The sequence below is a fragment of the Streptomyces sp. NPDC054887 genome (assembly GCF_053610585.1).
This window is the reverse complement of record NZ_JBSGYQ010000118.1, coordinates 1-10,995: the sequence shown is the minus strand read 5'-3', so window position 1 is coordinate 10,995 and position 10,995 is coordinate 1. Positions and strand designations below refer to the sequence as shown.

Annotated in this window: 9 protein-coding genes; 8 read left to right on the top strand and 1 reads right to left on the bottom strand. The window is 72.0% G+C overall.

The window, feature by feature from the left end:
- Positions 1–60: 60 nt before the first annotated feature.
- Complete coding sequence (locus ACWGH0_RS34005; RefSeq protein ID WP_453408134.1) at positions 61–1,902, bottom strand: bifunctional metallophosphatase/5'-nucleotidase; 1,842 nt, start codon at positions 1,900–1,902, stop codon at positions 61–63.
- A 118-nt stretch (positions 1,903–2,020) separates the two neighbouring features.
- Between ACWGH0_RS34005 and mshD the strand changes: the two genes are divergently transcribed.
- From mshD to pstS, 8 genes are all read left to right on the top strand, one after another.
- Positions 2,021–2,947 (top strand): mycothiol synthase, encoded by a 927-nt coding sequence (gene mshD, locus ACWGH0_RS34000; RefSeq protein ID WP_453408133.1) that lies wholly within the window; start codon positions 2,021–2,023, stop codon positions 2,945–2,947.
- Between the two features lie 103 nt (positions 2,948–3,050).
- The gene (locus tag ACWGH0_RS33995; protein ID WP_453408132.1) at positions 3,051–3,437 is read left to right on the top strand and encodes a GntR family transcriptional regulator; all 387 of its coding nucleotides are present in this window, start codon (positions 3,051–3,053) and stop codon (positions 3,435–3,437) included.
- On the top strand, positions 3,434–4,336 hold the full coding sequence (locus ACWGH0_RS33990) for an ABC transporter ATP-binding protein (protein WP_453408131.1): 903 nt from the start codon (positions 3,434–3,436) through the stop codon (positions 4,334–4,336). Before ACWGH0_RS33995 ends, ACWGH0_RS33990 begins: the two co-directional genes overlap by 4 nt.
- Entirely contained in the window at positions 4,333–5,352 is a 1,020-nt protein-coding gene (locus ACWGH0_RS33985; RefSeq protein WP_453408130.1) for an ABC transporter permease, read from the top strand. The genes ACWGH0_RS33990 and ACWGH0_RS33985 overlap by 4 nt, the downstream gene beginning before the upstream one ends.
- A gap of 274 nt (positions 5,353–5,626) precedes the next feature.
- The gene (locus ACWGH0_RS33980) at positions 5,627–7,867 is read left to right on the top strand and encodes an RNA degradosome polyphosphate kinase (RefSeq protein ID WP_453408129.1); all 2,241 of its coding nucleotides are present in this window, start codon (positions 5,627–5,629) and stop codon (positions 7,865–7,867) included.
- Positions 7,868–7,973: 106 nt separating this feature from the next.
- A complete protein-coding gene (locus ACWGH0_RS33975; RefSeq protein WP_453408135.1) occupies positions 7,974–8,996 on the top strand; it encodes a CHAD domain-containing protein in 1,023 nt (340 codons plus the stop codon).
- A complete protein-coding gene (locus tag ACWGH0_RS33970; RefSeq protein WP_453408128.1) occupies positions 8,993–9,409 on the top strand; it encodes an NUDIX hydrolase in 417 nt (138 codons plus the stop codon). The genes ACWGH0_RS33975 and ACWGH0_RS33970 overlap by 4 nt, the downstream gene beginning before the upstream one ends.
- A gap of 393 nt (positions 9,410–9,802) precedes the next feature.
- Positions 9,803–10,936 (top strand): phosphate ABC transporter substrate-binding protein PstS, encoded by a 1,134-nt coding sequence (gene pstS, locus ACWGH0_RS33965; RefSeq protein WP_453408127.1) that lies wholly within the window; start codon positions 9,803–9,805, stop codon positions 10,934–10,936.
- Positions 10,937–10,995 lie beyond the last annotated feature (59 nt).

Sequence of the window (10,995 nt, the reverse complement as noted above, 5' to 3'; positions counted from 1 at the left end):
GCCGAGGAGGCCGGGGTCGCCGCCGCCGACGCCGCCCCGCTGCCTTACCGCTGCCCGCCGCTACTTCACGACCGTGATGCGGTCGGCCGCCGGGGGCGTGATGGGGGCGGCCGCGCTGGAGTTCTTCGCCAGGTAGGCGTTGAAGACGTCCAGGTCGGACGCGCCGACCAGCTTGTTCTTGTGCTCCTTGAAGACGGGGAAGCCGTCGCCGCCACCCGCGAGGAACTCGTTCATCGCGACGCGGTACGTCTTCGCCGGGTCGAGCGCGACACCGTTGAGCTTCACCGAGGAGACGTCGATACGGGCGGCGCCCGTCTTCGTCATGTCCAGGGTGTACGTGAAGCCCTTCGAGACCTGGAGGATCTTCGGCGAAGCCTCGTTGCCGCCGCTGACCTGCTGCTGGAGCGCGGTGATCAGCTGGGCGCCGGTCAGGTCGACGACGTTCATCATGTTGGTGAACGGCTGGACGGTGAACGCCTCGCCGTACGTCACGACACCGTCGCCCTCACTGCCGCTCGCCTTGAAGACGAGGTCGGAGCGGATGCCGCCCGGGTTCATGAAGGCGATCTGCGCGCCGCCCTTGTCGGCCGGGGACAGACCCTCCAGCTGCGCGTCCGCGATCAGGTCGCCGAGCGGCTTCTCGGGAGCCGTCGAACCGCGCCCGTTGATGTCGGCGGCGATGAAGCCCTGCGGCTTGCTCGCGATGGGCGCGGCCAGCGCGTTCCAGCGGCCGATGAGCGAGGTCATGTCCGGCGCCCAGATCTTGGCCTGCTCCTGGTCGCGGACGACGACGTGGTTCGCGCTCTTGACGCCCGTGCGCACGATGTCCTGGGTGCGGCGGTCGTAGGTGAGCGTGGTGTCCGTGTAGAGCTTGCCGTACGAGGACGCCGAGGTGACCATGCGCGGCTTGCCCGCCGGGTCGGGGACGGTGCACACGTACGCCTGGTGGGTGTGGCCGGTGACCAGCGCGTCGACCTTCGGCGTGATGCCCTTGGCGATGTCGACGATCGGGCCGGAGATGCCGTCGCCGGCGCCCGGGGAGTCGCAGTCGTAGTTGTACGACGAGGAGGCGGGCGAGCCGCCCTCGTGGATGAGCGCGACGATCGACTTGACGCCCCGGCGGTCGAGCTCCTTGGCGTACTTGTTGACCGTCTCGATCTCGTCGTGGAACTTCAGGCCCTTGATGCCGTTCTCGGTGACGATCCCCGGGGTGCCTTCGAGGGTCACGCCGATGAAGCCGATCTTGACGCCGTTCTTCTTCCACACCGTGTACGGCTTGAGGATCGGCTTGCCGGTCTTCTCGTTGGTGACGTTCGCGGCGAGGTAGGGGAAGTCCGCGCCCGGGAACTCCCTGTCCTTCTCGAAGCAGCCCTCGACCGGGTGGCAGCCGCCGTTCTGCATGCGGGCCAGCTCGGTGGCGCCCTCGTCGAACTCGTGGTTGCCGACGGCCGAGACGTCGAGGTCGAGCTTGTTCAGCGCCTCGATCGTCGGCTCGTCGTGGAACAGGCCGGACATGAGCGGGCTGGCGCCGATCATGTCGCCGCCGGCCGCGGTGACGGAGTACCGCTCGCCCTGGCGGGCCTTGCGCAGCGAGGTCGCCAGGTGCTCGACGCCGCCGGCCGGGATCGCCTTCACCGTGCCGTCGGGCTGCGTCTCGTTGACCATGCCGGCCGAGCCCGCCGGGGGCTCCAGGTTTCCGTGCAGGTCGTTGAAGGAGAGCAGCTGCACGTCCACGGTCCGCGAGGGCTTCGACGTGTGCCGCGCGTCGCCGCCGTCGGCGTCCTCGGCACCGGAGGCCGGCATCGCGGCGACGAGCGCGCCGAGGGTGGCGAGACCGGCGGCCGAGGCGAGTATGCGCCGGGCCGCTCGGTGCTTGCGGTTGGTACGAGGGTTCGCTGACATCTGTCCCCTTGTGAGTGCAGCGTGATGACGAACCGCAGCCTAAAGTCAACGCGCGTAGCGCAACAGGGGGTGACGGGTTACAAGCTGGTTGCCGTACGGCGGCCGTACGCTCGTACTCATGACGACTGACCCCGCCACCCCCGCCTTCCTCAGGAAGATCCAGACCCTCGACGCGCTCGACGCCGGGCAGGCCCAGGAGGTCCTGACGCTCCTCGACGAGGCCGCCCGCGTGGACGGGACGCAGGCCGTGTCCGAGCAGGGCCGGCTCCAGTTGCGCGGCGGACAGCGGGAGGGGATCCGGCACTTCCTGCTGTACGTCGGCGACGGGCCGCTCCTCGGATACGCGCAGCTGGAAGACACCGACCCCGTCGAGGCGCCGGCCGCCGAGCTGGTCGTTCACCCCTCGCACCGAGGTCACGGACACGGGCGCACGCTCGGCACGACCGTGCTCGACGCGTCGGGGAAGCGGCTGCGGGTGTGGGCGCACGGCGGGAAGTCGGCGGCCCGGCACCTCGCCCAGGTCCTCGGTCTCACCCTCTTCCGCGAACTGCGGCAGATGCGCCGCCCGTTGAGCCCGCTGGACATCCCGGAGCCGGTGTACCCGGCCGGCGTGAGCGTGCGCACCTTCGTGCCGGGGCAGGACGACGCGGCCTGGCTGGCCGTGAACGCCGCCGCGTTCGCGCACCACCCCGAGCAGGGCGGCATGACGCAGCGCGACCTCGACGACCGCAGGGCCGAGCCGTGGTTCGACCCCAAGGGCTTCTTCCTCGCGGAGCGCGACGGCGAACTCGTCGGTTTCCACTGGACGAAGGTGCACGCCGAGGACCAGCTCGGCGAGGTGTACGTCGTCGGCATCCGCCCCGACGCGCAGGGCGGCGGCCTCGGCAAGGCCCTCACCGCGACGGGCCTGCGGTACCTGGCGGCGCAGGGCGTGCCGACCGCGATGCTGTACGTCGACGCGGACAACACGGCGGCGGTGACGGTGTACGAGCGGCTCGGCTTCACCACCCACGAGACGGACCTGATGTACCGCACGGAGTCGTGACCGGCACACTCGCCAACACGGTTTCCCGAGGGGGCGGTTGACACCGCCCCCTCTTTTGCATCACCCTTCCACTACTTAATTAGTGAAAGGGGGTTCAAGGCACATGGTCGAATACCGCATCGACCGGCGGTCCGGCGTCGCCACCTACCTCCAGATCGTCCACCAGACCAAACAGGCGCTGCGCCTGGGCCTGTTGGAGCCCGGCGACAAGCTGCCGACCGCACGCGAGGTCGTCGAAGCCACCGCCATCAACCCCAACACCGTCCTCAAGGCCTACCGCGAGCTGGAACGCGAAGGGCTGGTCGAGGCGCGAAGGGGACTGGGCACCTTCGTCCGCAGGTCCCTCGGCGGCGCTCCCGCCCGGTCCCCGCTGCACGCCGAGCTCACCGCCTGGGCGCGGCGGGCCCGCGAGGCCGGGCTGGAGAGGGACGACGTGGCCGCGCTCTTCACATCCGTACTGGACGACCTGTTCGAGGGAGATCACGCATGACCGACACCGCCATCGAGGCGGTCGCGCTGGGCAAGAGCTACGGGCGGCGGGGCCGGGCCCTGCGCGCGTGCTCCTTCCGGCTGCCCGTGGGACGCGTCTGCGCGGTCGTCGGACCCAACGGCGCCGGCAAGTCGACCCTCCTCGCCCTCGCGGCCGGACTGCTCCGCCCCACCGAGGGCTCGCTCACCGTGCTGGGCTCCGACCCGGCGGGCGCCCGCGACCGTATCGCCCACGTCGCCCAGGACAAGCCGCTCTACCCGCAGCTCACCGTGGCCGACACCCTGCGCCTGGGCGCCGAACTGAACCCCGGCCGCTGGGACGCCCGTACCGCCGACCGGGTGGTACAGGAGGGAGGACTCGACCCCGGCGCACGCGTCCGCACGCTCTCGGGCGGCCAGCGCACCCGCGTGGCCCTGGCTCTCGCGCTCGGCAAGCGGCCCGAACTCATGCTGCTGGACGAGCCGATGGCCGACCTCGACCCACTCGCCCGGCACCAGCTCATGGGCACCCTCATGGCGACGGCCGTCGAACACGGCACGACCGTCGTGATGTCGTCGCACATCGTCGGCGAACTCGCCGACTCCTGCGACCACCTGCTCCTCGTCTCCGGCGGGGGCATCCGCCTCGGCGGCCCCATCGACGACCTGGTCGCGGCGCACACCCTGGTGACCGGCCTGGGGCCGGCATCGGCCCTGGCCCCGCACACCGTCGTCGAAGCGCGCGCCACCGGGCGCGGGACCACCGCCCTGATCCGCCGAGAAGGCCCGGTCGGTGACGACTGGGACGCCGAAGAGCCCACCCTGGAGGAACTGTTGCTCGCCCACCTGCGCTCCCCGGACGCGCCACCGCTGCTCACCCCGGGCACGACGGCCCGCCCGGAGCGGGAGGTGGCCGCGTGAGCACCACGACGACACCGCCGGACACTGCCCGGGACACCCCGGACGGGCGCCCGCCGCGCGGTCCGCACGGCCTCCGGTGGGTCTTCCTGCGCCTGCACCGCACACCGCTGCGACTGGCCCTCGCCGTCATCGTCCTGGGCGCCGCACTGACGGGCTTCCTGCGGTGGGCGGCGTCGGCCTATCCCGAGAAGGAGTTCGACTGCTCGGACGGCGGCCCCTGCAGCGACACGTTCCTCGGCTTCCACAGCGCCGCGACCCTCCTGTACGAGTACGTGAAGAACCTCTCCCTCGCGAGCCTGCTCCTGCCGGTGCTGATCGGGGCGTTCGTCGCCGGCCCGGTCGTCGCCCGCGAGCTGGAATCGGGCCTGCACCGCCTCGCCTGGACCCAGTCGGTCTCCCCCGCGCGGTGGTTCGCCTCGAAGCTCGCCATGGCCGCGACGCTCGCCACCGCCGCGGCCCTCGCCTTCATCGGCGTCTTCCATCTCGGCGGTGGCGGGATGTTCGGCATGTGGAACCTGCGGTGGCCCCATCGCGGCGTGTACGAGGCGACCGGCCCGGCCCTCGTCGCGTACTGCCTGCTCGCCGTCGCCGTGGGCGCGCTGACCGGCCTCCTCGTACGGCGCACGGTCGCCGCCATGGCGGCCACGGCCGCGGCCACTGGGGCGGTGCTGCTCGGCGTCGGAACCGTGCGCTGGGACCTGATCCCGGTGAACACGCTCACCGGACCCGGCAGCGTGGAGAACTCCACCCCCACCGGCCTGCCCAAGGACGTCCTCGTCGTCGACTGGGGTGTGCAGAACGCCGCCGGCGAACGCTTCTTCCCGTCCGAGTGCGTCCCCGAGAAGCTGTACGGCGCGCGCTGCCCCTCGGACGTCACGGTGACCGACTGGTTCGTTGACTTCCACCCCCAGGCGCACTTCTGGTATGCCCAGCTCGTCGAGAGCGCGGTCGCGCTGGCCCTCGCGGCGGCAATCGTGTACGCCGCCCTCCGGGTCCTGCGCCGCCGGCACGCCTGATCCGGGCGGGACCGCGCCGGACGGGGGTCTGCGCGGTCCCGCCGTACCCGCCCGGTACGTGCGGGGCACGGGAGGCGCGTCCGGGCCCCCGCCACCCAGGCGCGGCCCCGGCCCCGCAGCCTGCATGTCATGTCGCCGTTACCGGGTATTCAGACACGCTTGCGACGCTCTCGGAATGCAGCCCGCTGTGCCACCCTCCCCGAACGGGAGAGCCGCCCGCACATCACCCCTCCTCGACGCGCCCGGCACCCCCGAGGCGCGGAACAATGGGGTCATGAGCCAGCAGCCGAGCGCCGATGTCCCTGTCCAGCATGCTCAGCCGTCCGTCGGTTCCATCGCCGCGCACCGCCCGCACACCCTGGCGGGTTCCCCGGTGACCAATCTGGATCCCGACATCGACGCCGACCTGGACGCCTACGCCGAGTACGCGGACGGCGCCGGGGCCGACGCCGAGCTGCCGCAGGGCCGGTTCCTCGACCGCGAGCGCAGTTGGCTCGCCTTCAACGAGCGGGTGCTCGAACTCGCCGAGGACCCGGCCACGCCCCTCCTCGAACGAGCGAACTTCCTCGCGATCTTCGCCTCGAACCTGGACGAGTTCTTCATGGTCCGGGTGGCCGGCCTGAAGCGCCGCATCGCGACGGGTGTCGCCACCCGGTCCGCGTCCGGCCTCCAGCCCCGCGAGGTCCTGGAGCTGATCTGGACCCGCTCGCGCGAGCTCATGGCCCGGCACGCCGCCTGCTACCAGCAGGACATCGCCCCGGCCCTCGCCGACGAGGGCGTCCACCTCATCCGCTGGCCCGAGCTGACCGAGAAGGAGCAGGCACGCCTGTTCACGCTCTTCCGCCAGCAGATCTTCCCGGTGCTCACGCCGCTCGCCGTGGACCCGGCGCACCCCTTCCCGTACATCTCGGGACTCTCGCTCAACCTCGCCGTGGTCGTACGCAATCCGGTCAGCGGCCACCGCCACTTCGCCCGCGTCAAGGTGCCGCCGCTGCTGTCCCGCTTCCTGGAGGCGTCCCCGCAGCGGTACGTGCCTCTTGAGGACGTCATCGCGGCGCACCTCGAAGAGCTGTTCCCGGGCATGGAGGTCCTCGCGCACCACATGTTCCGCGTGACCAGGAACGAGGACCTCGAAGTCGAGGAGGACGACACCGAGAACCTTCTCCAGGCGCTGGAGAAGGAACTCATGCGCCGCCGCTTCGGGCCGCCGGTGCGCCTGGAGGTCGAGGAGTCGATCGACCCGTACGTCCTGGACCTGCTCGTGCGCGAGCTGAAGATGTCCGACGCCGAGGTGTACCCGCTGCCCGGCCCGCTGGACCTGACCGGGCTGTTCGGGATCGCGGCGCTCGACCGGCCGGAGCTGAAGTTCCCCAAGTACATCGCGGGCACCCACCGCGACCTCGCCGAGGTCGAGTCGGCGTCCGCGCCGGACGTCTTCGCGGCGCTGCGCGAGCGCGACGTGCTGCTGCACCACCCGTACGACTCCTTCTCCACCTCCGTGCAGGCGTTCCTGGAGCAGGCGGCGGCGGACCCGGACGTCCTGGCGATCAAGCAGACGCTGTACCGCACCTCGGGCGACTCCCCGATAGTGGACGCGCTGATCGACGCCGCCGAGTCCGGCAAGCAGGTCCTGGTCCTCGTCGAGATCAAGGCCCGCTTCGACGAGCAGGCCAACATCAAGTGGGCGCGCAAGCTGGAGGAGTCCGGCTGCCACGTGGTGTACGGGCTGGTCGGCCTCAAGACCCACTGCAAGCTGTCCCTCGTCGTCCGCCAGGAGGGCGACCTGCTGCGCCGCTACTCGCACGTCGGCACGGGCAACTACCACCCCAAGACGGCCCGCCTCTACGAGGACCTGGGACTGCTCACCGCCGACCCCCAGGTCGGCGCGGACCTGTCCGACCTCTTCAACCGGCTGTCCGGCTACTCGCGCCGGGAGACGTACCGCCGCCTGCTCGTCGCGCCCAAGTCGCTCCGGGACGGGCTGATCGCCCGGATCAACAAGGAGACCGCGCACCACCAGGCGGGCCGCCCCGCGTACGTCCGGATCAAGGTCAACTCGATGGTCGACGAAGCGGTCATCGACGCCTGCTACCGAGCCGCGCGGGCCGGCGTGCCGGTCGACATCTGGGTACGCGGCATCTGCGCCCTGCGCCCCGGTGTCGCGGGCCTCTCGGAGAACATCCGGGTCCGCTCGATACTCGGCCGCTTCCTCGAACACTCACGGCTCTTCGCCTTCGGCAACGGCGGCGAGCCCGAGGTCTGGTTCGGCAGCGCCGACATGATGCACCGCAACCTCGACCGCCGCATAGAGGCCCTGGTACGGGTCACCGACCCCGCCCACCGGGCGTCGCTGAGCCGGCTGCTGGAAACCGGGATGTCCGACTCGACGGCGTCCTGGCACCTCGGCCCCGACGGCAACTGGACACGGCACTCGGCGGACGCCGACGGTCAGCCCCTGCGGCACGTACAGGAGATGCTCATTGACGCCCGGAGGCGCCGGCGTGCGACACCGTGACACCGCTCCCCGAACCCGCTCGCGGCCGGACACCGGCGGGCTCCCGGCCGAGCCGGGCGAGCTCCTCCCCGCCGAGGCGCTCGCCGAGGCCCTGTCCGCCGCGGACCTGCCCGCGTACGACGCGCCCTCCCACGACGTGCCCTCCCACGAGCTGCTCGCCCCGTACCTGCACGCCCGGGCCGGCGACTTCCTGCGCGGCCTGCGGCTGCACCGCGAGAGCGGACAGGACCCGCAGGGCGCGGCGGACGCGGCCGAGGCGGCCCGGGCGCTGCGCGGCGCGGCGCGGCGGATCAGCGGGACGCTGCACACCTTCCGGCCGCTGACCGACACGGCCTGGGCGGACACCCTGCGGGCGGAGCTGGCCTGGCTCTCCGGCGTCCTGGCCCGCGAGCACGCCTACGCGGGCCGCCTGAACCGGCTGCTCGACTCCCTGAACCGGCTCTCCGGGGCGGGCGGCGGCGGCGACCGGAGCCCGGTGCCCCCGGCGCGCGGCGCCGGTGCCGAGGCGGGGAGCTCGCTGGCCGTGGGCGCCGCCCGGGCCGGCGCGCTCCTGGAACGGCAGCTGACGCTGGCCAGGACGCGGGCCCACTCGGCCGCGCTCCAGGCGCTGGGCTCCTCCCGGTTCCACGCGGTCGTCGACGCCGTGGCGTTACTGGCCTCGGACGTGCCGCTCGGCCCCGCCGCCGCCGCGCCCGCCGCCGAAGTGCTCGCGCCCCTCGCGACCGGCGCCGACCAGCGCCTCAGAGAGGCGGTGGCCGCGCTGCCGCTCGGCCGCGCCGCACACCCGTACAACGCCGAGGCGCTCCTCCACGGCCTCGCCCCGACGCCCAGCAGCGAGGCGCAGGACGCCCCCTGGCACCAGGTACGCCTGCTGCTGCGCCTGCACCGCTACGCGCAGGAGGTCGTCACCGGCCCCGCCGAGGCTCCCCCCGCCGCCCGCGCCCTCGACCGCCACCGCGACGCCGCCGAGGCGGCCACCGCGGCAGCCTCCGCGGCCCGCACCCCGCGCATCGCCCCGGCGACCGCGTACGCCCTCGGCGTCCTGCACGCCGACCAGCGCCACGAGGTGGAGGCGGCCCGCTTCGCCTTCCAGCAGGCGTGGCGCCCGACCGCGGCCACGGCCTCATGACCGGCCCCGCGGACCCGGTCCTCGCCGCGGGCTGCGTGCTGTGGCGCCGCTCGCCCGTCGACGGCGGCCTGGAGATCTGTCTCGTGCACCGCCCCAAGTACGACGACTGGTCGCACCCCAAGGGCAAGCTCAAGCGCGGCGAGGACGCGCCGGCGTGCGCGCGGCGCGAGGTCCTGGAGGAAACCGGCCACCGGTGCGCGCCCGGCCCGGCCCTGACCACGCTGCGCTACACAGCCCACGGCCGCCCGAAGCAGGTCTCGTACTGGGCGGCGGAGACGACGGGCGGCGCTTTCACGCCGGGCGACGAGGTGGACCGGATCGCCTGGCTGCCCCCCGCCGAGGCCCGCGCCCGCCTCACCTACGGCCACGACCGGCCCCTGATCGACGAGCTGCTGGCCGTCGTCACCGTCTGAGGGTCCCGTCCGCGCGGCGGCATCGGCTCACCGCCGCGCGCAGATGCCCGGCCGACAGCCCGGCAAGGTATCACAGAGGGTCATCACTCGATCGCGCAGAGTGGACATTCCGCCGTTTCGGTCACTCCGGGCAAGGGGAGCCTCCCCCCGGCCGCGCCACCGGGCACCCCCGCGCCGTGCGGCGACCGCGCACACCACACCGTTCGGCACGGTTCACCTCCCGTTCACTCTCCCCCGTCGACGGCTTCACCTGTTCTGCCTAATTTCGGACGTACACAGTGCGAGGCGCGTCGCTGGACGGCCGATCCACTGCCTTAGCTGACAGCCCAGAAATCCACTCTTCGCACGCCGCCACCAGCCAGGCCAGGCGGCTCCTGGAAGGAACACCCGAAAGTGAAGCTTCAGCGCAAGAACCGGCTTCGCGCCACCGCACTCGGCGCCCTCGCCGTCTCCGGCGCCCTGGTCCTCACGGCGTGCGGCTCGGACGACAACAGCGGCTCCACCGGTGGCTCCGGTGAGACGAAGGCCGCGAGCAACATCAAGTGCGACGACGCCAAGGGCCAGCTCCTCGCGGCCGGCTCCACCGCCCAGAAGAACGCCATGGACCTCTGGGTCAAGAACTTCCAGGCAGCCTGTGAGGGCGTCGAGGTCAACTACCAGGCCATCGGGTCCGGTGGCGGCATCACCAAGTTCAACCAGGGCCAGGTCGCCTTCGCCGGCTCCGACTCCGCGCTCAAGCCGGAGGAGGTCGCCGAGTCGAAGAAGATCTGCAAGACCGGTCAGGGCGTGAACCTCCCGATGGTCGGCGGCCCCGTCGCCATCGGTTACAACCTGGAGGGCGTCGACAACCTGGTGCTCGACGCCAAGACGCTGGCGCAGATCTTCGACTCGAAGATCACCAAGTGGAACGACAAGGCGATCGCCAAGCTCAACCCCGACGCCAAGCTGCCGTCCACCACCATCCAGGCGTTCCACCGCTCGGACGAGTCCGGTACGACGCAGAACCTGGGCAAGTACCTCAGCACGGCCGCCGCGAGCGACTGGAAGTACGACCCGAAGTCCAAGTCGTGGCCCGCCAAGGGCGGCCAGGCGGCCAACGGTTCCTCCGGCGTCGTCTCCAACGTCAAGGGCACCAACGGCGCGATCGGCTACTTCGAGCTGTCGTACGCGACCGCCAACAAGCTGAACACCGTCAAGGTCGACACCGGTGCCTCCGCCCCGGTCGAGGCCACCACGGAGAACGCCTCCAAGGCCATCGCCGCCGCCAAGGTGACCGGCACGGGCAAGGACCTGTCGCTCTCCCTCGACTACGCCACCAAGGCCGAGGGCGCCTACCCGATCGTCCTGGTGACGTACGAGATCGCCTGCGACAAGGGCAACAAGGCGGAGACGCTGCCCGCCCTCAAGGCGTTCCTGAACTACGCCGTCAGCGAGGACGGCCAGAAGGTCCTGGCCGAGGCCGACTACGCGCCGCTGCCCGCCGAGATCGCGGCCAAGGTCCGCGAGATCGTTCCCACCCTCTCCTGACCCCCGGGCGCGGGGGGGGCCCGCCCCCCCCCCCCCCGGCCGCGCGGGGGGCGCGGCCG

Coding starts and splice junctions, on each gene's coding strand:
- ACWGH0_RS34005 (WP_453408134.1), bottom strand. CDS start 1,902: ATGTCAGCGAACCCTCGTACCAACCGCAAGCACCGAGCGGCCCGGCGC.
- mshD (WP_453408133.1), top strand. CDS start 2,021: ATGACGACTGACCCCGCCACCCCCGCCTTCCTCAGGAAGATCCAGACC.
- ACWGH0_RS33995 (WP_453408132.1), top strand. CDS start 3,051: ATGGTCGAATACCGCATCGACCGGCGGTCCGGCGTCGCCACCTACCTC.
- ACWGH0_RS33990 (WP_453408131.1), top strand. CDS start 3,434: ATGACCGACACCGCCATCGAGGCGGTCGCGCTGGGCAAGAGCTACGGG.
- ACWGH0_RS33980 (WP_453408129.1), top strand. CDS start 5,627: ATGAGCCAGCAGCCGAGCGCCGATGTCCCTGTCCAGCATGCTCAGCCG.
- ACWGH0_RS33970 (WP_453408128.1), top strand. CDS start 8,993: ATGACCGGCCCCGCGGACCCGGTCCTCGCCGCGGGCTGCGTGCTGTGG.